Genomic DNA, 22,767 nt, shown 5'->3' on the forward strand with positions numbered 1-22,767 from the left:
TTTAATTTATAAATGGGTTCGAACTAGTTAATTATTAATAATTACAGGAAGAATGGGCTTGGTTGGAACAAACGCTCCACATCGGGCACGAATTTCTTGTGAGTAATAAACATCACTACGTGGTCACCCTGTTTAATTATGGAGTTGCTGTTGGCAATGATAACCTCATCCCCACGTACAATTGCCCCAATGGTAGTACCTGGTGGTAACTTTATATCCTCAACCATTCGGCCAACAACTTTTGATGTGGTTTCATCACCGTGGGCAATTGCTTCGATTGCCTCAGCAACACCTCGCCTTAATGAAGAAACACTGACAATATCCGCTTTACGGACATGACCTAAAAGGGCTGAAATAGTGGCCTGCTGCGGTGAGATGACAATATCAATAACGCTTCCTTGAACCAGATCGACATAGGCGCTACGTTGGATTAATACCATTGCCTTTTTTGCGCCCATCCGTTTTGCCAGCATCGCGGACATAATATTGGCTTCATCGTCATTGGTAATGGCAATAAAGACATCGACCTGTTCAATATGCTCTTCTGCCAGCAGTTCCTGGTCTGACGCATCGCCATAAAATACGATAGTATCGTGTAACATCTCGGCTAATTCGGCGGCTCGCTGCGGGTTACGCTCAATTAATTTTACACTGTAATCTTTTTCTAATCGTAGGGCTAAACCGGCTCCGACATTACCACCGCCAACAATCATAATGCGCTTATAGGGTTTTTCAAGACGTTGTAACTCACTCATTACAGCGCGGATATGCTGTGAGGCAGCAACAAAGAAGACTTCATCACCTGCTTCAATGATAGTTGAGCCCTGTGGACGAATTGGTCGGTCTTGACGAAAGATTGCTGCCACTCTGGTATCAATATGAGGCATATGTTCACGCAGAGAGGATAATGCATTCCCCACCAATGGGCCGCCATAATAGGCTTTTACCGCCGCAATACTGACCTTACCTTCAGCAAAATTAACTACCTGTAATGCACCAGGATATTCGATTAGTTTATAGATATTATCGATAACTAGCTGTTCCGGTGATATCAAATGGTCAATGGGTACCGCTTCTGGTAGAAAAAGCTTATCAGCTTCACGAATATATTCAGCCGAACGGATACGTGCGATGCGATTTGGTGTATTAAATAGTGAATACGCAATTTGGCAGGCAACCATATTGGTTTCATCAGAATTGGTCACTGCAACCAACATATCGGCATCTTCAGCCCCCGCTTCCCGCAAGACTCTCGGATGCGATCCATGCCCTTGTACTACACGCAGATCAAATTTATCTTGCAACTGGCGTAGGCGGCCAGAGTCAACATCCACAACGGTGATATCGTTGTTCTCGCCTACCAGATTTTCTGCCAGGGTTCCGCCAACTTGCCCCGCCCCAAGAATAATTATTTTCATAGCGTTCTCTGTTCCACACTGAAATTAGGTTTTGAGGCATAGCCAAAGCCACGATTATCTTTTGATTAACTTCGCATAAAAGAAACCATCGCCATCCTCAGGGTGTGGCAAGTTTTGTTTACCGGGAGTCGCGTTAGTACCAGTTTCAACCAATTCTGCTTCACAATGTCGTTGCAGGAAAGCGGCTATCTGTTGCTGATTCTCTTGCGGCAATATCGAACAAGTAGCATAAACCATTACGCCACCTTTCTTCAATCTAGGCCAGATAGCTTCAATGATCTCAGATTGTAATTCTGCCAGATCGGCAATATCACTGTCTCGGCGCAACCATTTGATATCAGGGTGGCGACGAATCACACCGGTGGCAGAGCAAGGTGCATCTAGCAGAATACGATCAAATTGCTGATCGTCACACCATGTATCCGGGGTTCGACCATCGCCGACTCGCACCACTGCATGTAATTTCAGACGTTGTAAATTTTCCTTAACCCGGCTGAGCCGTTGTTCATCAATATCCACAGCTAATACATGTGCTTTTGGCGCAGCTTCGAGGATGTGTGTTGTTTTACCGCCCGGAGCGGCACATAAATCAAGGATCTGTTCACCATTTTGCGGATCAAGTAGATCAACACAACCTTGGGCTGAAGCATCTTGCACTGTTACCCAGCCTTGTTCGAAACCAGGCAGATCATTGACGGCGCACGGGGTAATAAGCCGTACTGCGTCGGGATAAAAGGCATGAGGTTCTGCATCTATCTCCGCTTGCTTTAACAGTTCGAGATATTCACCGCGGGTATGATGGAGACGATTTACCCGCAGCCACATTGGTGGCTTTTGGTTATTCGCGTCCACAATCTGCTGCCATTGTTCTGGATAGGCTTGCTTAATACGCGCTAATAACCAGCTAGGATGCAGGTAACGGCTATCACTATTTGCAGCGCGCTCCAGTAATTCCACTTGCTGACGCTGGAATTGACGTAGTACACCGTTGATCAACCCTTTTAGTTGCGGACGTTTCAGCGCAGTGGCACCTTCAACCGTTTCGGCTAAAGCAGCATGTGGCGGAATCCGGGTATAAACCAACTGGTATAGCCCGATCATAATCAGGTAGTGAAAAACACGCTGTTTACCAGTCATTGGGCGCGCCATCAACTGCTGGATACACCACTCTAGCTGTGGTAGAACACGCAAAGTGCCAAAACACAACTCCTGTAGCAATGCGCGATCTTTATCGGAAATATTTTTCTGTAGCCCAGGCAAAACGGTACTGAGCGATTGCCCCTGATCCAATACCTGGCTAATTGCTTTAGCAGCGATGCTGCGGAGATTATATGTGTTTTTCATAACCAAAAAAGCCGACAAACGTCAGCAAATAAAGGGAAAGTGGCCCGATGATGAAGTATCGGGCGATGAAACCTACATCCGTCATCTTTCAAGTTGCAGGGGTGTTGGCTGATCTCGTTACTTGACCATCTCTGGACCGGCCTTCCTGCATCTTGACATCTATTAGGTATATAGCTGTAGCTGCTGAGTTATTATGCTAGTTGACTACCGGGCGCAAACCATTCGCGACGTGAATTTAATAAGTCAGCTGCGGACATGGCTTTCTTGCCGGCTGGTTGCAGTTGCGTGATATTTAAAACGCCATCTGCGGTAGCCACTTGGATCCCATGTTTATCTGCATGAATGATGGTTCCGGGCTTGGTATTATCTACTTTAGGGAGTACCTGTGCCTGCCAGACCTTGATGAGCTGTTCATCAACGACAAAATAGCTAACTGGCCAAGGATTAAAAGCACGAATACAGCGTTCTAACTGAGCCGCAGAAAGTGACCAATCTAATTTGGCCTCCTCTTTACTTAGCTTTTCTGCATAAGTGGCTTGTGCTTCATTTTGTACTTCCGGCTGTGCACTGCCTTGCGCTAATTGCTGCAATGTTATCAATAAGCCCTGAGGGCCTAATTGCGCCAGCTTATCGTACATTGTCGCACTGGTATCATCCGGCTGAATGTCACATTCAATTTTATGCAGCATATCTCCGGTGTCTAGCCCAACATCCATTTGCATGATTGTTACCCCAGTTTTTGCATCACCGGCCCATACTGAACGTTGGATAGGCGCAGCACCACGCCAGCGTGGTAATAGGGAACCATGGACGTTAATACAGCCTAATCGCGGCATTGCCAAAACAGATGCAGGCAAAATCAGACCATAGGCAACTACGACCATAATATCAGCATTCAGATCAGCCACGAGATGTTGGTTCTCCTCGGGTCGTAGCGATTTCGGCTGAAAAACGGGAATACTTTGTTGTTCTGCCAATACCTTCACTGGGCTCGGGGTCAGTTTATTACCTCGGCCAGCGGGACGGTCCGGTTGAGTGAAAACACCAACAATCTGATGTTGGGAAGACAACAGCGCGCCAAGATGGCGCGCTGCAAAATCAGGCGTTCCTGCAAAAATAATCCGCAAAGAGTCAGACACGTTGGTTTCCTGCATTAGATGGGGTTAGTCGGCTCGGGCATTTAACTTGGCCATTTTCTCCAACTTTTGGCGGATACGCTGACGTTTCAGCGGCGATAAATAGTCCACAAACAGTTTGCCAACCAAATGGTCCATTTCGTGCTGAATACAGATTGCTAATAAATCATCCGCTTCCAGTTCGAACGGTTTACCATCACGGTCCAGCGCTCTGATTTTTACTTTTTCAGCGCGAGGGACTAATGCCCGTTGCTCAGGAATTGATAAGCAACCTTCTTCAATGCCGGTTTCACCGCTTTTCTCCAACAGCTCTGGGTTAATCAACACCAGGCGTTGGTCACGATTTTCCGAAACATCAATCACGATAATTTGTTTATGAACATCCACTTGGGTTGCGGCAAGGCCAATGCCTTCCTCCGCGTACATGGTCTCGAACATGTCGTCCACAATACGCTGGATTTCGCCATTGACTTCTTTTACCGGCGCCGCAATTTTGCGCAGCCGCTCATCTGGGTAATGTAATACTTGTAATACTGACATAAATATCTAGATCTGCGTCCGAGTAGTGAATGATATTCAATCTCTATTCTAGACATTTCCGGCTCTGATTGACAGCATCGTCTACCAATTGAACAAATCGGTGTCAGCATAGAAAGCAAGCCAGGGAGGCAATATGTTAGCGGCTGAATTATGGCTCAGGATGAGCAAGGTTAAGGGATTTGGGGTAGTGAAAAGCAGTGCATTGGTCAGACGGTTACTTGTCCGTGGTGATGTCCACCCCGGCAGATTGGCTGCTTACGGATTGGATGCTCAGCAATGCCAGCAGTTTTATCAAGTAGATCCCCGCTATATTGAGGCCAGTTTAACTTGGCTGAGTCAGCCTTCTCACCACTTATTAGCCTACGGTGAGCCAAGCTATCCACCCCGTTTGGCTCATATCTCTGCCGCTCCTCTGGTGCTGTTTGTTTCTGGCGAGCTCGATGTGTTGTATCGCTCTCAGATTGCCATGGTGGGTAGCCGTCATTTCAGCCACTATGGTGAGCAGTGGGGCTGTTACTTTGCTTCAGAACTGGCTCGAACGGGGTTGGTTATCACCAGTGGTCTGGCAATTGGGATTGATGGGATTTGTCATCAAGCGGCTTTGAATGCTAAAGGAAAGACCATCGCGGTATTAGGTAGCGGGTTGGAGAACATATATCCACGTCGACATCGTCATCTGGCCAAAGACATTGAGTGCCAAGGTGGAGCTCTGGTCTCTGAGTTTTTGACAACAGCATTGCCGGTCGCTGCCCATTTCCCCAGAAGGAATCGTATTATCAGTGGGCTAAGTTCTGCTGTATTAGTGGTTGAAGCTACGCTGAAAAGTGGCTCTTTGATTACTGCCCGCTATGCTATAGAGCAAGGGAGAGATGTTTTTGCTTTACCGGGGCCATTAGGGAGTGCAACCAGCGAAGGTGTGCACTGGCTGATTCAACAAGGCGCATATCTGGCGAGGTCAGCACAAGAGATAGCTACACAAGTGGGCGGTTCACTTCAATGGATATCATTGCCCGGGAAAGTAACTATTTCTGCATCAGAGGAGCAAGTTGAATTGCCATTTGCTGATGTGTTGGCTAACGTAGGAGATGAGGTGACACCCGTTGATGTCGTCGCCGAACGTGCCGGCCAACCTGTGCCAGATATCGTCAGCAAATTGCTTGAGCTGGAGTTAGCAGGGTGGATCGCAGCTGTACCCGGCGGCTATGTCCGATTAAGGAGGGCAGGCCATGTTCGACGTTTTAATTTACTTATTTGAAACTTATATGCATAACGAGTCGGAAATGCTTGTTGATCAAGACAAAATTACTGACGATCTTGCTGACGCAGGTTTCTATCGTGAGGATATCAACAACGCCCTGAACTGGTTAGAGGCTCTCGCAGACCTACAAGAAGGGCAGAAAGCACCTTATCTTTATGCTGCGGATCCGCAAGCATTGCGGATTTATACGGCGGAAGAAGCCCAACGTCTGGATACCACTTGTCGCGGCTTCATCCTATTTCTTGAGCAAATTCAGGTGTTACATCTTGATACCCGTGAGATGGTCATCGACCGTATTATGGCGTTGGACTCTAATGAGATTGACTTGGAGGATCTCAAATGGGTTGTGCTGATGGTGCTGTTTAACATTCCGGGTTATGAAAGTGCCTATCAGCAGATGGAAGAGCTACTTTTTGAAGTCAATGAAGGTTATTTGCACTAAGTGGTAGTATCGCTGGCTAATAACCTTATATAGAAGGCGTTATGACGAAAACAGTTATTGCCAAGGATAATGGGTCGTGTCCTGAATGTGGATCGGCTTTAGTCATTCGTAGTGGGGGTCATGGCCCATTCCTTGGTTGTTCACATTATCCCGGCTGCCAGTACATGCGCCCGTTGAAAGCGCAATCTGATGGGCATATCGTGAAAGTTCTTGAAGGACAATATTGCCCTGAATGCGGTTCAGAAATGGTGTTACGGCAAGGGCGTTTTGGTATGTTTATTGGTTGTAGCCAATATCCACAATGTGATCATACTGAAGTTATTGATAAGCCTGATGAAACAGCGATTGATTGCCCACAATGTGGCCAAGGCAAGTTACTACAGCGCAAGTCCCGGTTTGGAAAGATCTTCCACGCCTGCAATCGCTATCCCGATTGCCAGTTTACAATTAATCAGCAACCCATTGCCGGAGAGTGTGCGTATTGCCACTATTCCTTGTTAATGGAAAAGAGAACCGCGCAAGGCGTAAAACGTTTTTGCGCTAGCAAGTTATGTGGGAAGGCAGTGGTAAGTGAGTAATAACAGCGTGAATAAACAAGAAAATAGTGGTGCTCTGTCAGATGTATTGCGGGCTTTGCAACAAGAAGAGGTCATCGCTTATCCAACAGAAGCCGTTTTTGGTTTAGGTTGTGACCCTGATAGTGAAAAAGCAGTAAATGCTTTATTAGCTTTAAAACAGCGGCCATGGCAAAAAGGTTTGATCTTAATCGCCGCTAACTATGAGCAGTTGAAGCCATATATTGATGACTCAATGCTGAATACAGCGCAACAGGAAATGCTCTTCTCCTGTTGGCCTGGGCCGGTAACATGGGTTATTCCAGCGCGCGCTAAGACACCGCGTTGGTTAACAGGCAGTTTTAGCTCATTGGCTGTAAGGGTGAGTGACCACCCACTGGTACAGCAGCTTTGCTCGCAATATGGCAAGCCACTGGTTTCAACCAGTGCCAACTTAAGCGGTCACGAGCCATGCCGTACAGAAACTGAAGTGAGAATGCAATTTGGCCCTTTTCTCCCAGTGCTCTCTGGCGAGGTGGGTGGTCGTTTGAATCCATCTGAAATAAGAGATGCGTTAACCGGTAAGCAATTTCGCCAAGGATAGAAAGTAGCATGGATCAGAATTTCGCAGTGTTTGGTAACCCCATTGGGCACAGTAAGTCGCCAAGGATTCATGCGCTTTTTGCCGAGCAGACAGGTATAGAGCATCAATACGGTATGGTATTAGCCGCTCATGGCGCTTTTGAGGAAACGTTAACGTCGTTTTTTGCAGATGGTGCATTAGGCGCGAACATTACCACGCCGTTTAAAGAGCGCGCTTATGCCAAATGTGATGAACTAACCGATCGTGCGTCACTGGCAGGTGCTGTCAATACTATCAAGCAATTAGAAGACGGACGCTTGTTAGGTGATAATACGGACGGTATTGGTTTGCTCAGTGATCTTGAGCGCCAGGGTTTGATCCGAGTCTCTGATCGGATCTTATTGGTGGGCGCGGGGGGGGCTGCGCGCGGTGTGATCTTGCCGTTACTCTCTTATGGATGCACTGTGGTCATCACTAACCGGACTTATAGCCGCGCACAGCAGCTTGCCGAAGTCTTTCATCATTTGGGTGATATCGAGGCTGCCGAAATGCAGGCGCTGAGTGGACAGCAGTTTGACTTAATCATAAATGCTACCGCTGCTGGAATTCATGGCGAAGTACCAAACTTATCTAAAGATATTATGAGTCCTGCAACACGTTGCTATGACATGTTTTATCAAGTGGGGGATACACCATTTTTAGCTTGGGCTAAGCAGTTGGGTGTGGCGAGTTACGCTGATGGTTTAGGGATGCTGGTGGGGCAGGCAGCCCATGCTTTCAAACTTTGGCATGGCGTGATGCCACAGATAACACCGGTGCTAAATAAGTTGCGTGATGAACTGAGCCGATAGAAAGATATTCAATAATGCAGGGAAGGTAATGATTTACTCCCTGCATCTTATGTTACTGCTTATTTAGTTTCTGCCAGATAGTCATCTTTCCAGCGTACGTAGTTGCTCGCAGAATAAAGTAGGCCTTCTAATTCTGCCGGCGTTAAAGGGCGAACTTGTCTGGCTGGGCTCCCCATATAGAGGTAACCACTGACTAATCGTTTACCTGGGGAAACCAGACTCCCCGCGCCAATCATCACATCATCTTCGATAACTGCACCATCTAACAAAATAGACCCCATCCCCACCAGTACCCGATTGCCAATAGTACAACCGTGGAGCATCGCTTTATGGCCAACAGTAACGTCTTCACCAATAACTAGGGGGTTCCCTTCAGGATTATGCTCTGAATGATGGGTTACGTGTAACACACTACCATCTTGAATATTTGAACGAGCGCCAATGACGACCTGATTAACATCACCACGAATAGCAACCAACGGCCAGACACTGACATCATCACCCAAAATGACATTACCAATGATCACGCTCGATCCATCGATCATCACGCGTTTACCAAGAGTAGGTGAATAATGAAGATAAGGGCGGATAGGGTCGGACATAGCAATAGCCTCTCAATAAGATCACACTTTACCGGCAATACTAGCCTTTGCTGATGGAATTACAACCAATCGACCGTAGGGATCATAGGGAAAATGCAGCGGATCGACCAAGATCTGCACGTAAGGAGTGAAAAGTATTCAAACAGTAGAAAAAGGCGAAAAAAGAGTTGTGCAAAAAATTCGACTCCCTATAATGCGCATCCATCGAGACGGCACACAACGAATCAAGTAGTTAAGTGACCGGCAAAGAGAACAGAGAAATTCAACGAAATTAGTAGTTGACTCTGAATGAGGAAAGCGTAATATGCGCACCTCGCGTTACCAACCACCGGTTGCTAACGCACTGCTCTTTAACAATTTATCAGACAATCTGTGTGGGCACTCGCAAGACGATATCGAAGCCTGTTTCGACAGGCAGAAGAAATATCAAAGTCTTGAAGAGTGACCAAAGCAGTACACATTTGAACTTCGGTTCGAATGCTTATTTGCAGAAAGTAATCTTTGAGCATCGCTGCTTTTATTAGCAGCAAATCAAACAAATCTTAAATTGAAGAGTTTGATCATGGCTCAGATTGAACGCTGGCGGCAGGCCTAACACATGCAAGTCGAGCGGCAGCGGGAAGTAGTTTACTACTTTGCCGGCGAGCGGCGGACGGGTGAGTAATGTCTGGGAAACTGCCTGATGGAGGGGGATAACTACTGGAAACGGTAGCTAATACCGCATGACCTCGCAAGAGCAAAGTGGGGGACCTTCGGGCCTCACGCCATCGGATGTGCCCAGATGGGATTAGCTAGTAGGTGGGGTAATGGCTCACCTAGGCGACGATCCCTAGCTGGTCTGAGAGGATGACCAGCCACACTGGAACTGAGACACGGTCCAGACTCCTACGGGAGGCAGCAGTGGGGAATATTGCACAATGGGCGCAAGCCTGATGCAGCCATGCCGCGTGTGTGAAGAAGGCCTTCGGGTTGTAAAGCACTTTCAGCGAGGAGGAAGGCAGTCGTGTTAATAGCACGGTTGATTGACGTTACTCGCAGAAGAAGCACCGGCTAACTCCGTGCCAGCAGCCGCGGTAATACGGAGGGTGCAAGCGTTAATCGGAATTACTGGGCGTAAAGCGCACGCAGGCGGTTTGTTAAGTCAGATGTGAAATCCCCGCGCTTAACGTGGGAACTGCATTTGAAACTGGCAAGCTAGAGTCTTGTAGAGGGGGGTAGAATTCCAGGTGTAGCGGTGAAATGCGTAGAGATCTGGAGGAATACCGGTGGCGAAGGCGGCCCCCTGGACAAAGACTGACGCTCAGGTGCGAAAGCGTGGGGAGCAAACAGGATTAGATACCCTGGTAGTCCACGCTGTAAACGATGTCGACTTGGAGGTTGTGCCCTTGAGGCGTGGCTTCCGGAGCTAACGCGTTAAGTCGACCGCCTGGGGAGTACGGCCGCAAGGTTAAAACTCAAATGAATTGACGGGGGCCCGCACAAGCGGTGGAGCATGTGGTTTAATTCGATGCAACGCGAAGAACCTTACCTACTCTTGACATCCACAGAACTTAGCAGAGATGCTTCGGTGCCTTCGGGAACTGTGAGACAGGTGCTGCATGGCTGTCGTCAGCTCGTGTTGTGAAATGTTGGGTTAAGTCCCGCAACGAGCGCAACCCTTATCCTTTGTTGCCAGCACGTAATGGTGGGAACTCAAGGGAGACTGCCGGTGACAAACCGGAGGAAGGTGGGGATGACGTCAAGTCATCATGGCCCTTACGAGTAGGGCTACACACGTGCTACAATGGCAGATACAAAGTGAAGCGAACTCGCGAGAGCAAGCGGACCACATAAAGTCTGTCGTAGTCCGGATTGGAGTCTGCAACTCGACTCCATGAAGTCGGAATCGCTAGTAATCGTAGATCAGAATGCTACGGTGAATACGTTCCCGGGCCTTGTACACACCGCCCGTCACACCATGGGAGTGGGTTGCAAAAGAAGTAGGTAGCTTAACCTTCGGGAGGGCGCTTACCACTTTGTGATTCATGACTGGGGTGAAGTCGTAACAAGGTAACCGTAGGGGAACCTGCGGTTGGATCACCTCCTTACCTAACGATACGCATTGCGTAGTGTCCACACAGATTGTCTGATAGAAAGTAACGAGCAAATAAGGCCGGACTGAGAGATTAGTCGGGCTTTAGTACCTTGTTGGGTCTGTAGCTCAGGTGGTTAGAGCGCACCCCTGATAAGGGTGAGGTCGGTGGTTCAAGTCCACTCAGACCCACCAACTCATCCTCATAGTGCGTTACAGACACACTCGTTTATACCCATAAACGTCGCGTGACTGCGCCTTGTCTGAGAATGAGTTATGCCGATAAGGTATTTTGCTTTTTATATGGGGCTATAGCTCAGCTGGGAGAGCGCCTGCCTTGCACGCAGGAGGTCAGCGGTTCGATCCCGCTTAGCTCCACCATATAAAAAAACTATTTCAAAACGTACTGCGGCCGTAAGGCACAGTGTGTTGTGAAATATTGCTCTTTAACAATCTGGAACAAGCTGAAAATTGAAACAATACAGCTGAAACTTATCTCTCCGTAGAATGACTGAGGTAAGGATTAACCTGTATTAGAGTCTCTCAAATAATCGCAATGCCAATGGGTAATCATTGTTGCAGTGTGAGCGAGAAGACACTCAGCAAGGCGTACAGCGCACAGCAACCGGAGTGAACTTAACGTTCATGAGGATTGCGCGCACTGCACAACATAGCAGAGTGTGTTCACAGCCACACCAATAACGAAAAACACCTTTGGGTTGTGAGGTTAAGCGACTAAGCGTACACGGTGGATGCCTAGGCAGTCAGAGGCGATGAAGGGCGTGCTAATCTGCGAAAAGCGTCGGTAAGCTGATATGAAGCGTTATAACCGACGATACCCGAATGGGGAAACCCAGTGCAATTCGTTGCACTATTGCATGGTGAATACATAGCCATGCAAGGCGAACCGGGGGAACTGAAACATCTAAGTACCCCGAGGAAAAGAAATCAACCGAGATTCCCCCAGTAGCGGCGAGCGAACGGGGAAGAGCCCAGAGTCTGAATCAGTTTGTGTGTTAGTGGAAGCGTCTGGAAAGTCGCACGGTACAGGGTGATAGTCCCGTACACCAAAACACACTTGCTGTGAACTCGATGAGTAGGGCGGGACACGTGACATCCTGTCTGAATATGGGGGGACCATCCTCCAAGGCTAAATACTCCTGACTGACCGATAGTGAACCAGTACCGTGAGGGAAAGGCGAAAAGAACCCCGGCGAGGGGAGTGAAATAGAACCTGAAACCGTGTACGTACAAGCAGTGGGAGCCTACTTTGTTGGGTGACTGCGTACCTTTTGTATAATGGGTCAGCGACTTATATTTTGTAGCAAGGTTAACCGAATAGGGGAGCCGTAGGGAAACCGAGTCTTAACTGGGCGTCTAGTTGCAAGGTATAGACCCGAAACCCGGTGATCTAGCCATGGGCAGGTTGAAGGTTGGGTAACACTAACTGGAGGACCGAACCGACTAATGTTGAAAAATTAGCGGATGACTTGTGGCTGGGGGTGAAAGGCCAATCAAACCGGGAGATAGCTGGTTCTCCCCGAAAGCTATTTAGGTAGCGCCTCGTGAACTCATCTTCGGGGGTAGAGCACTGTTTCGGCTAGGGGGTCATCCCGACTTACCAAACCGATGCAAACTCCGAATACCGAAGAATGTTATCACGGGAGACACACGGCGGGTGCTAACGTCCGTCGTGAAGAGGGAAACAACCCAGACCGCCAGCTAAGGTCCCAAAGTCATGGTTAAGTGGGAAACGATGTGGGAAGGCATAGACAGCCAGGATGTTGGCTTAGAAGCAGCCATCATTTAAAGAAAGCGTAATAGCTCACTGGTCGAGTCGGCCTGCGCGGAAGATGTAACGGGGCTAAACCATGCACCGAAGCTGCGGCAGCGACACTTAGGTGTTGTTGGGTAGGGGAGCGTTCTGTAAGCCGTTGAAGGTGACCTGTGAGGGTTGCTGGAGGTATCAGAAGTGCGAATGCTGACATAAGTAACGATAATGCGGGTGAAAAACCCGCACGCCGGAAGACCAAGGGTTCCTGTCCAACGTTAATCGGGGCAGGGTGAGTCGACCCCTAAGGCGAGGCTGAAAAGCGTAGTCGATGGGAAACAGGTTAATATTCCTGTACTTGGTGTTACTGCGAAGGGGGGACGGAGAAGGCTAGGCTAGCCGGGCGACGGTTGTCCCGGTTTAAGCATGTAGGCGGAGCGACTTGGTAAATCCGGTTGCTTATCAACGCTGAGGTGTGATGACGAGCCACTACGGTGGTGAAGTAGTTGATGCCAAGCTTCCAGGAAAAGCCTCTAAGCATCAGGTAACATTAAATCGTACCCCAAACCGACACAGGTGGTCAGGTAGAGAATACTCAGGCGCTTGAGAGAACTCGGGTGAAGGAACTAGGCAAAATGGTGCCGTAACTTCGGGAGAAGGCACGCTGGCATTAGGTAATGGGACTTGCTCCCGGCGCCGAAGCCAGTCGCAGATACCAGCTGGCTGCAACTGTTTAATAAAAACACAGCACTGTGCAAACACGAAAGTGGACGTATACGGTGTGACGCCTGCCCGGTGCTGGAAGGTTAATTGATGGGGTCAGCCGCAAGGCGAAGCTCTTGATCGAAGCCCCAGTAAACGGCGGCCGTAACTATAACGGTCCTAAGGTAGCGAAATTCCTTGTCGGGTAAGTTCCGACCTGCACGAATGGCGTAATGATGGCCAGGCTGTCTCCACCCGAGACTCAGTGAAATTGAACTCGCTGTGAAGATGCAGTGTACCCGCGGCAAGACGGAAAGACCCCGTGAACCTTTACTATAGCTTGACACTGAACATTGAGCCTTGATGTGTAGGATAGGTGGGAGGCATCGAAGTGTGGACGCCAGTCTGCATGGAGCCAACCTTGAAATACCACCCTTTAATGTTTGATGTTCTAACTCGGCCCCGTGATCCGGGGTGAGGACAGTGTCTGGTGGGTAGTTTGACTGGGGCGGTCTCCTCCCAAAGAGTAACGGAGGAGCACGAAGGTTAGCTAATCACGGTCGGACATCGTGAGGTTAGTGCAAAGGCATAAGCTAGCTTGACTGCGAGAGTGACGGCTCGAGCAGGTACGAAAGTAGGTCTTAGTGATCCGGTGGTTCTGAATGGAAGGGCCATCGCTCAACGGATAAAAGGTACTCCGGGGATAACAGGCTGATACCGCCCAAGAGTTCATATCGACGGCGGTGTTTGGCACCTCGATGTCGGCTCATCACATCCTGGGGCTGAAGTAGGTCCCAAGGGTATGGCTGTTCGCCATTTAAAGTGGTACGCGAGCTGGGTTTAGAACGTCGTGAGACAGTTCGGTCCCTATCTGCCGTGGGCGTTGGAAGATTGAGAGGGGCTGCTCCTAGTACGAGAGGACCGGAGTGGACGAATCACTGGTGTTCGGGTTGTCATGCCAATGGCATTGCCCGGTAGCTAAATTCGGAAGAGATAACCGCTGAAAGCATCTAAGCGGGAAACTTGCCTCGAGATGAGTCTTCCCTGGGGCTTTAAGCCCCCTGAAGGAACGTTAAAGACTATGACGTTGATAGGCTGGGTGTGTAAGTGCAGCGATGCATTGAGCTAACCAGTACTAATGATCCGTGAGGCTTAACCTTACAACACCAAAGGTGTTTTAGATTTGAGAGATAGAAATTTTCAGCGAAGTTCCGAGATTGGGCTGGCTGGCTGTGTGGAGACATATAGCGGGTTAGTTTAGACAGAATTTGCCTGGCGGCCATAGCGCGGTGGTCCCACCTGATCCCATGCCGAACTCAGAAGTGAAACGCCGTAGCGCCGATGGTAGTGTGGGGTCTCCCCATGCGAGAGTAGGACACTGCCAGGCATCAAATTTAGTTGTGCTGATATGGCTCAGTTGGTAGAGCGCACCCTTGGTAAGGGTGAGGTCCCCAGTTCGACTCTGGGTATCAGCACCAGTTACATGGGTTAAAGTTCGGTAGTAGTAGAAAAGAATTTACCTGGCGGCAATAGCGCGGTGGTCCCACCTGACCCCATGCCGAACTCAGAAGTGAAACGCCGTAGCGCCGATGGTAGTGTGGGGTCTCCCCATGCGAGAGTAGGACACTGCCAGGTATCAAATCAAGCAAAAACCCCATGCCAAAAGCGTGGGGTTTTTGCTTTTGTGCTATCCGAAAATAGATGTTAGTGACGAGTTTGTTGTATGCTGAAAATGTAGCTAAATCACAGATAGCCCTCAAAAATAGAGTCATAGAAAATGATAACCCTCTGCATTTGTAGAGGGTTTTTGCATTTTGGCAGTATCGAGAATATATGCCGACTGTTCACTGCACTAAGTGCTATTGAGATGGTGGTAATGAAACATTTTCAGGTTGTGGCAGATCACTCGACTTTTTACTGAAAACCCGCTATCTTCAGGCATCTAGAAGTCTAAACGTATAAACGGATATATTGAGGATATAGGCATGCCAATTAGGGTTCCTGATGAATTACCCGCAGTGAGTTTCTTACGCAATGAGAATGTCTTTGTGATGACCTCATCGCGCGCGAAAACTCAGGAAATTCGTCCCCTGAAGGTGTTGGTTCTGAATCTAATGCCTAAAAAAATTGAGACGGAGAATCAATTCCTACGTTTACTCTCTAACTCACCCTTACAGATTGATATCCAATTGCTGCGCATTGATAGCCGTGAGTCAAAAAATACGCCAGCAGAGCATCTGAATAACTTCTACTGTGACTTTGAAGATATCCAGGATCAGAATTTTGATGGGTTGATCGTGACTGGCGCACCTCTCGGTTTAGTTGATTTTTGTGACGTCGCATACTGGCCACAGATCGAGCGTATTATTGCTTGGGCAAAGGACCACGTGACCTCAACCTTGTTCGTATGCTGGGCGGTACAGGCGGCCTTAAATATCCTGTATGGCATTCCTAAGATGACTCGCGAGGTCAAACTCTCTGGTATTTACCAACACCAAACTCGAGAGCCACTGGCACTACTCACCCGAGGGTTTGATGAAACATTCCTGGCACCTCATTCTCGCTATGCCGATTTCCCACTTGAGGTGCTTAAGCAATATACAGATTTGGATATCCTGGTCTCATCAGAAGAGGCTGGAGCTTATTTGTTTGCCAGTAAAGATAAGCGAGTGGCTTTTGTTACCGGTCATCCTGAATACGACGTCGACACGCTAGCGGGTGAATATCAGCGTGATGTGGCCGCCGGTCTTAACCCACAAGTTCCACTCAATTACTTCCCTGATGACGATGCTTCTTTACCACCAAAAGCATCGTGGCGTAGCCACGGTCATCTGCTGTTTGCGAACTGGCTGAACTACTACGTGTACCAAATCACCCCATTTGATTTGCGCCATATGAATCCTACGCTCGACTGACTTTTTATCACCTCAAATGTTAATAAAGGCGGCTGAATCGATGCCGCCTGTCTATTATTCCCCAGTAAAAAAGCTTATTCCCCTTCGATAAACTGGTCTGATCTCTTTGCTAAACAATGAGTTATCTTCGAAAAACGCTAGTAATGGAAGCCTATTCCTATCTGTCTATAACACATACCTATGTTAACAATATGATAAATAAAGATTAAAAAAATATTTTAAATAAAAATGGAAATCGTTTTTGATTTTAATGATTAATTGATTATTCTTAGTCCTGTCGGGGTGAAAAATAACCATGAAATCCAGCCTTAAATTTCCAGCCGGAAGGCATTACCCGATAAGAATCCAAGAGTGACGCTACGTTAGCGTTGATGTGAATGAAGTGAGATTGGTAAGGGGAAGGGTAATGACACAACAGTTAGTTGGCACGGAGTTAGTTTTCACACCGCATTTTAATGCTGCTGAGCGGCAAGTTTTGCCAGATGAGGCCATTGAATTTTTGACCGAATTGGTGGTGCAGTTTGCTGAGTCGAGGAACAAACTCCTTGCTGCACGGGCATCGTGGCAACAGACCATTGATCAGGGTGCTTTACCTGATTTTATTTCGGAAACCAATTCCATTCGTGATGGTGACTGGAAGATTCAAGGTATTCCTACAGACTTACGTGACCGCAGAGTGGAAATCACCGGGCCGGTTGAGCGCAAGATGGTGATTAATGCCCTCAATGCCAATGTGAAAGTCTTTATGGCCGATTTTGAAGATTCATTAGCACCGAGCTGGGATAAGGTTATCGAAGGTCAAATTAACCTGCGCGATGCGGTAAAAGGCACAATTTCTTATGCAAATGAATCTGGCAAAATTTATCAGTTAAAACCTAATCCTGCCGTATTGATTGCCCGGGTTCGCGGCCTGCACTTGCCAGAGAAACATGTTAAATGGCAAGGGGAAGCAATCCCCGGAGGCTTATTCGATTTCGCATTGTATTTCTACCATAACTATAAGCAATTACTGGCCAAAGGTAGCGGCCCTTATTTTTATTTACCAAAAATGCAATCCTATCAGGAAGCCGCCTGGTGGAGTGATGTTTTCAACTTTACTGAGCAACGTTTCGATTTACCACAAGGCACCATCAAAGCCACGGTATTAATTGAAACATTACCCGCAGTATTCCAGATGGACGAGATCCTCTACCACCTGCGCCATCATATTGTTGCTCTCAATTGTGGCCGTTGGGACTATATCTTTAGTTATATCAAAACGCTGAAGAATCACAGTGATCGTGTATTACCGGATCGCCAGTCAGTGACGATGACGAAACCTTTCCTCAGTGCCTACTCTCGCCTGCTGATCAAGACATGTCATAAGCGTGGTGCGTTGGCGATGGGCGGCATGGCGGCCTTTATCCCGAATAAAGATGCAGAAAAGAATGCTCTGGTACTGGATAAAGTTCGTGCTGACAAAGAGTTGGAAGCCAGCAATGGTCATGACGGTACTTGGGTTGCGCACCCAGGGCTGGCAGATACCGTGATGGAGGTCTTCAATCGGGTATTAGGTTCACGGCCAAATCAGTTAGAGGTCACGCGTGAGCAGGATAAACCGATCACGGCTGCTGAGTTATTGGAGCCTTGCACTGGCGATCGTACTGAAGAAGGGATGCGAGCCAATATTCGGGTGGCAGTGCAATATATTGAGGCATGGATCTCTGGCAATGGGTGCGTACCAATTTATGGCCTGATGGAAGATGCCGCAACAGCAGAGATTTCGCGTACTTCTATTTGGCAATGGATCCATCACCAGAAAAGCTTGAGTAATGGCCAGACGGTGACCAAAGAACTGTTCCGCAGCATGTTGAGTGAAGAAATGCAGGTAGTGAAGCTTGAGCTTGGCGCAGAGCGCTTTGATGGCGGGCGGTTTGAAGAAGCCGCGCGTCTGATGGAGCGAATTACAACACAAGACGAGCTTATCGACTTCCTGACGCTACCAGGCTATGCATTACTGGCCTAAAACACTCTTCGTCCTTGAAGCCGCAGCGGTGTTAGCTACGTTCGTTCACCCGAATCACTGACTTGTGTCAGCTCATCGGGATTCGTTCGCTTGCTGCCTACCTGCAACTCCAATGACTTTGGGTATCACACCCTATTTAACCCTACAAAATTGAATAATAAGGAATATCGCCATGACTACCTCTCGTACTCAACAAATTCAGCAGTTGGAACAGGAATGGACATCGCCGCGCTGGAAAGGTATCACCCGACCATATAGCGCAGAAGAGGTGATTAAACTGCGCGGTTCAGTAAATCCTGAATGCACGCTGGCGCAGCACGGAGCACATAAACTGTGGGAATTACTGCATGGTGGTGCACGCAAAGGGTATATCAACTGTCTCGGTGCGTTAACCGGTGGTCAGGCTCTGCAACAAGCGAAAGCCGGTGTTGAGGCAATTTATCTGTCGGGCTGGCAGGTTGCCGCCGATGCGAATACTGCCTCTAGCATGTATCCCGATCAGTCGTTATATCCAGTCGACTCGGTCCCTGCGGTGGTTAAAAGAATTAATAATAGCTTCCGCCGCGCGGATCAGATTCAGTGGTCGAATAATATTGAACCGGGTAGCAAAGGGTATACCGACTATTTCCTGCCGATTGTGGCTGATGCTGAAGCCGGTTTTGGTGGTGTGCTGAATGCTTTTGAATTGATGAAAGCTATGATTGAAGCTGGCGCGGCGGGGGTGCATTTTGAAGACCAACTGGCTGCGGTGAAGAAATGTGGTCATATGGGCGGTAAGGTGTTGGTGCCGACTCAAGAAGCGATTCAAAAATTGGTTGCTGCCCGTTTAGCCGCCGATGTTCTGGGTGTGCCAACCTTGTTGATTGCCCGTACTGATGCTGATGCGGCTGATTTACTGACTTCTGATTGCGACCCATATGACAGTGAATTCGTGACCGGCGAGCGCACAGCCGAAGGCTTCTTCCGCACACATGCCGGTATTGAGCAAGCGATCAGCCGTGGTTTGGCCTATGCCCCTTATGCTGATTTGGTCTGGTGTGAAACCTCTACGCCGGACCTGGAACTGGCTAAACGCTTCGCGCAGGCGATTCATGCGAAATTCCCTGGTAAATTATTGGCTTATAACTGCTCGCCATCATTTAACTGGAAAAAGAATCTGACCGACCAGCAGATTGCCAGCTTCCAGGATGATCTGTCGGCGATGGGTTACAAATACCAGTTTATTACCCTGGCAGGCATCCACAGCATGTGGTTCAACATGTTTGATTTAGCCCATGCTTATGCGCAGGGCGAAGGCATGAAGCACTATGTTGAGAAAGTGCAGCAGCCAGAATTTGCATCAGCTGAGCGCGGTTATACCTTTGCATCCCATCAGCAAGAAGTGGGTACGGGCTACTTTGATAAAGTCACCAATATCATTCAGGGTGGCGAATCATCGGTGACGGCATTGACTGGCTCGACGGAAGAACAGCAATTCTAAATGCGGTTTGATTGAACGCGTGTCTTTCAGGAGCCTGCATATGCAGGCTCTGTTCCGTATGGCGGGGGTGAGTATGGCGGTAAAACTGGAACGATTAATCGCTCAGACAATCTTGCAGGGCTTCGATGCACAATATGGTCGCTTTCTAGAGGTTACTGCCAGCGCTCAACACCGTTTTGAGCAGGCGGACTGGCATGCCGTTCAGCAGGCGATGAAGAAGCGTATTCACCTCTATGACCACCATGTCGGTCTGGTGGTTGAGCAACTAAAGCACATCACCGATCAGCGCTGTTTTGATGCAGAATTTCTGGCACGGGTAAAAGAGATCTACACCGAGTTGTTGCCGGATTACCCGCGTTTTGAAATTGCGGAGAGTTTTTTTAATTCTGTTTACTGCCGCTTGTTTAAGCACCGTGATTTAACGCCGGATAAGCTGTTTGTTTTCAGCTCGCAACCGGAGCGGCGCTTTCGTGAGATCCCCCGCCCGTTAGCGCGCGATTTTTCCCCAAAAGGGGATCTGAGTGGCATGTTGCAGATGGTTCTTAGTGATTTGCCGCTACGTTTGCCGTGGGAAGATCTGCCGCGTGATATCGGCTATATCACAGAGGCTCTTCGGCAAGCATTCCCTGATGAGCAACTGATAGGCGCACGGTTTCAAATCGCTAATGAACTGTTTTATCGCAATAAAGCGGCTTGGTTAGTCGGTAAGTTGCGGTTGGCTGAAGGGGTTTATCCCTTCCTGCTCCCCATCCATCACAATGAATCTGGCGCCCTATTTATTGATACTTGCCTCACCGGTAAAGCGGAGGCCAGCATTGTGTTCGGTTTTGCTCGCTCTTACTTTATGGTTTATGCCCCGCTGCCAGCGGCAATGGTGGAATGGCTACGGGAAATATTACCGGGTAAATCGACAGCTGAGCTGTATATGGCAATTGGTTGCCAGAAACACGGCAAAACTGAAAGTTATCGTGAATACCTCACCTTTGCTCATCAATCCAGTGAACAGTTTATTATCGCCCCAGGGGTTAAAGGCATGGTGATGCTGGTGTTTACCCTACCGTCATTTGATCGGGTATTTAAGGTCATTAAGGATCAGTTTGCGCCGCAAAAAGAGGTCAGCCAGGCACGAGTTTTAGAGTGCTATCAATTGGTTAAAGAGCATGACCGCGTCGGGCGCATGGCGGATACTCAAGAGTATGAGAATTTTGTTATTGATAAGCAGCGGATAAGCCCGGAGTTACTGGCCGAACTACAACGGGAAGTGCCGGAAAAGTTAGAAGATTTAGGCGACCAAATCATTATTAAGCATCTCTATATGGAGCGGCGGATGACGCCATTGAACCTTTATATGGAGCAGGCCAATGATCAGCAACTAAAGGATGCTATCGAGGAGTATGGTAATGCCATTAAGCAGTTGGCTGCGGCAAATATCTTCCCCGGTGATATGTTATTTAAGAACTTTGGTGTGACCCGCCATGGTCGCGTGGTGTTCTATGATTACGATGAAATTTGCTATATGACAGAGGTGAATTTCCGCGATATTCCGCCAGCGCGCTACCCGGAAGATGAGATGGCCAGCGAGCCGTGGTATAGCGTATCGCCCAATGATGTATTCCCTGAAGAGTTTCGTCATTTCTTATGCACTGATCTGAAAATACGGCATTTTTTTGAGGAGATGCACAGCGACCTGTTTCACGCCAGCTATTGGCGTGGGTTGCAGCAGCGTATTAAGGACGGGCATGTGGAGGATGTTTTTGCCTATCGCCGTAAGCAGCGCTTCTCCCAGCGGACGTTAAATTAACGGCTACTGCGCGTGCGGATTTTGGGTTTGCGCTGTGCTCGAACTCCTCACGTATTACATATACGCTCCGGGTTCTGCGCGCAGGGCGTACCCAAACTCCTTTCGCTCGCTACGCCTTGATTGAATACAAGCGCGTAAGCGACCGGAGCGCCCCGAGGCGCGGTAAACCCGTTGATCATTGCGCTTAATCTACGGCGTCTTTACCATCTGCCTGTTCTCACCGAACGAAAAAGTTTTTATGCATTCGATTTTTTAACTAATTACGATTCCCGCCACCATAGGATTGAGTGATTTCTTTCGCAGCATGAATAACCAGTGCGCCAAGTTCGGTGACGCGGTCGTCGGTAATGCGTGATACCGGGCCGGAGATAGAGATTGCGGCAAAGGCTTCATGGTGTTCATCGAACAGACAAGCGGCGATACAACGCAAGCCGAGGGCATGTTCTTCATCATCAAATGAATAACCTTGCTTGCGAGTCAGTGCCAGATTCTCTTTCAGGCTGGCTGGATTGGTACGGGTATGTTGGGTATATGCGTGCAGCCCTTTCTTATGTAACAACTGCACTAATTGATCATCTGTCAGGGTAGAGAGAAAGGCTTTACCCGCACCGGAAGCATGCATTGGCAGTTTGCCACCAATGGGGGCTGACATGCGCATTAGCGCAGTACATTGTACTTGATCGATAATAATGGCCTGGTAGTCGCTATGGTCGAGCACCGCCAGGTTGACGGTTTCGCCTGATTCATCCATCAAACGGCGTAGCATCGGATGCACCATGGCCAGCAAATTGCGGCTTTGCAGGAAGCTACTGCCGACAATAAAGGCGTGAGCCCCCATGGTCCAAAGCCCTAAATCCCCCACCTGACGGACAAAACCTTGCTGTTGCATGGTTGTCAGCAGGCGATGAGTGGTAGAATTCGGCAACCCCGCCTGTTGTGCTAAATCCGTCAGGGCGACACTGCCTTGTGATTCGGAAATATATTCCAGTAATTTAAGCCCGCGCGTTAATGACTGAACCTGACCGGTTGCTGTCGGGGTGGTTTGTGCAGCTGCCTTGGGTTTTTTCCCCCGTTTAATCGGAATCGGTAACGCCATAAATCCACCTCTCATCTATTTTTATGGAATTCATTTTCGTTTTTCAATTATGCATGCAAACGATAGAAAACGCTCATCCGATGAGTCGGTTTCTCTACCTGAAAAAGTCTCAACTGCTAGCGGACTCATTACATTGATAACTTGTGCTAGGATGACAGACGGGTTTATACCCGTCATCTTTCAAGATGCAGGGTTGTT

General features: G+C 48.5%; 16 protein-coding genes, 3 tRNA genes and 4 rRNA genes. 17 read left to right on the forward strand and 6 right to left on the reverse strand.

Translation table 11 applies throughout. The annotated features are described in order from the left end of the window. Positions 1-41: 41 nt before the first annotated feature. The 4 genes from trkA to def all read right to left on the reverse strand — a co-directional run bounded on the left by trkA (position 42) and on the right by def (position 4,438). Positions 42-1,418, reverse strand: coding sequence for a Trk system potassium transporter TrkA (trkA, locus tag V1955_RS01370; protein ID WP_083161159.1), 1,377 nt, complete (start codon positions 1,416-1,418; stop codon positions 42-44). Positions 1,419-1,472: 54 nt separating this feature from the next. Next, entirely contained in the window at positions 1,473-2,762 is a 1,290-nt protein-coding gene (gene rsmB / locus V1955_RS01375) for a 16S rRNA (cytosine(967)-C(5))-methyltransferase RsmB (RefSeq protein WP_442820445.1), read from the reverse strand. A 191-nt stretch (positions 2,763-2,953) separates the two neighbouring features. Beyond that, on the reverse strand, positions 2,954-3,901 hold the full coding sequence (gene fmt, locus V1955_RS01380; RefSeq protein WP_083161155.1) for a methionyl-tRNA formyltransferase: 948 nt from the start codon (positions 3,899-3,901) through the stop codon (positions 2,954-2,956). Positions 3,902-3,925: 24 nt separating this feature from the next. Then, entirely contained in the window at positions 3,926-4,438 is a 513-nt protein-coding gene (def, locus tag V1955_RS01385; RefSeq protein ID WP_083161153.1) for a peptide deformylase, read from the reverse strand. Positions 4,439-4,571: 133 nt separating this feature from the next. Between def and dprA the strand changes: the two genes are divergently transcribed. From dprA to aroE, 5 genes are read left to right on the forward strand one after another with little or no spacing between them, the layout of a single operon-like run. Continuing rightward, positions 4,572-5,693 carry a DNA-protecting protein DprA gene (gene dprA / locus V1955_RS01390; RefSeq protein ID WP_083161151.1) on the forward strand — a complete coding sequence of 374 codons (1,122 nt, stop codon included), beginning with the start codon at positions 4,572-4,574 and terminating at the stop codon, positions 5,691-5,693. Next, on the forward strand, positions 5,665-6,138 hold the full coding sequence (locus tag V1955_RS01395; protein ID WP_032906609.1) for a DUF494 family protein: 474 nt from the start codon (positions 5,665-5,667) through the stop codon (positions 6,136-6,138). The genes dprA and V1955_RS01395 overlap by 29 nt, the downstream gene beginning before the upstream one ends. 41 nt (positions 6,139-6,179) lie before the next feature. After that, positions 6,180-6,716: a DNA topoisomerase family protein gene (locus V1955_RS01400; protein ID WP_083161149.1), complete on the forward strand. Its 537-nt coding sequence runs from the start codon at positions 6,180-6,182 to the stop codon at positions 6,714-6,716. Positions 6,717-6,723: 7 nt separating this feature from the next. Beyond that, positions 6,724-7,296, forward strand: a complete 573-nt coding sequence (gene tsaC / locus V1955_RS01405; protein WP_083163935.1) for an L-threonylcarbamoyladenylate synthase type 1 TsaC — start codon at positions 6,724-6,726, stop codon at positions 7,294-7,296. A gap of 8 nt (positions 7,297-7,304) precedes the next feature. After that, complete coding sequence (gene aroE / locus V1955_RS01410) at positions 7,305-8,126, forward strand: shikimate dehydrogenase (protein ID WP_372560356.1); 822 nt, start codon at positions 7,305-7,307, stop codon at positions 8,124-8,126. 59 nt (positions 8,127-8,185) lie between these two features. Here aroE and V1955_RS01415 read toward each other — a convergent pair whose 3' ends face one another. Continuing rightward, positions 8,186-8,728 (reverse strand): gamma carbonic anhydrase family protein, encoded by a 543-nt coding sequence (locus V1955_RS01415; protein WP_083161145.1) that lies wholly within the window; start codon positions 8,726-8,728, stop codon positions 8,186-8,188. Positions 8,729-9,032: 304 nt separating this feature from the next. Between V1955_RS01415 and V1955_RS01420 the strand changes: the two genes are divergently transcribed. The 12 genes from V1955_RS01420 to aceK all read left to right on the forward strand — a co-directional run bounded on the left by V1955_RS01420 (position 9,033) and on the right by aceK (position 21,473). After that, positions 9,033-9,173 (forward strand): hypothetical protein, encoded by a 141-nt coding sequence (locus V1955_RS01420; RefSeq protein WP_193784765.1) that lies wholly within the window; start codon positions 9,033-9,035, stop codon positions 9,171-9,173. Between the two features lie 99 nt (positions 9,174-9,272). Then, a 16S ribosomal RNA gene (locus V1955_RS01425) occupies positions 9,273-10,815 on the forward strand. Positions 10,816-10,917: 102 nt separating this feature from the next. Continuing rightward, positions 10,918-10,994: transfer RNA gene (locus tag V1955_RS01430), tRNA-Ile, on the forward strand. Between the two features lie 110 nt (positions 10,995-11,104). Then, positions 11,105-11,180: transfer RNA gene (locus tag V1955_RS01435), tRNA-Ala, on the forward strand. Positions 11,181-11,524: 344 nt separating this feature from the next. Beyond that, positions 11,525-14,432 (forward strand): 23S ribosomal RNA (locus V1955_RS01440). Between the two features lie 111 nt (positions 14,433-14,543). Then, positions 14,544-14,659: ribosomal RNA gene (rrf, locus tag V1955_RS01445) — 5S ribosomal RNA — on the forward strand. A gap of 15 nt (positions 14,660-14,674) precedes the next feature. Then, positions 14,675-14,750, forward strand: a tRNA-Thr gene (locus tag V1955_RS01450). A 41-nt stretch (positions 14,751-14,791) separates the two neighbouring features. Further along, a 5S ribosomal RNA gene (gene rrf, locus V1955_RS01455) occupies positions 14,792-14,907 on the forward strand. The 16S, 23S and 5S rRNA genes sit together here with 3 tRNA genes alongside, the layout of an rRNA operon. 350 nt (positions 14,908-15,257) lie before the next feature. After that, positions 15,258-16,187, forward strand: a complete 930-nt coding sequence (gene metA, locus V1955_RS01460; protein WP_372560358.1) for a homoserine O-acetyltransferase MetA — start codon at positions 15,258-15,260, stop codon at positions 16,185-16,187. A 406-nt stretch (positions 16,188-16,593) separates the two neighbouring features. After that, entirely contained in the window at positions 16,594-18,192 is a 1,599-nt protein-coding gene (gene aceB / locus V1955_RS01465) for a malate synthase A (protein WP_442820446.1), read from the forward strand. A 172-nt stretch (positions 18,193-18,364) separates the two neighbouring features. Beyond that, positions 18,365-19,672: an isocitrate lyase gene (aceA, locus tag V1955_RS01470; RefSeq protein ID WP_083162083.1), complete on the forward strand. Its 1,308-nt coding sequence runs from the start codon at positions 18,365-18,367 to the stop codon at positions 19,670-19,672. Between the two features lie 73 nt (positions 19,673-19,745). Then, entirely contained in the window at positions 19,746-21,473 is a 1,728-nt protein-coding gene (gene aceK, locus V1955_RS01475) for a bifunctional isocitrate dehydrogenase kinase/phosphatase (RefSeq protein ID WP_442821410.1), read from the forward strand. A gap of 256 nt (positions 21,474-21,729) precedes the next feature. Here aceK and iclR read toward each other — a convergent pair whose 3' ends face one another. Beyond that, a complete protein-coding gene (gene iclR, locus V1955_RS01480; RefSeq protein WP_083162085.1) occupies positions 21,730-22,569 on the reverse strand; it encodes a glyoxylate bypass operon transcriptional repressor IclR in 840 nt (279 codons plus the stop codon). Between the last annotated feature and the right edge of the window lie 198 nt (positions 22,570-22,767).

The sequence above is a fragment of the Yersinia sp. 2545 StPb PI genome (assembly GCF_052217125.1).
GTDB classification, from domain to species: domain Bacteria; phylum Pseudomonadota; class Gammaproteobacteria; order Enterobacterales; family Enterobacteriaceae; genus Yersinia; species Yersinia enterocolitica_E.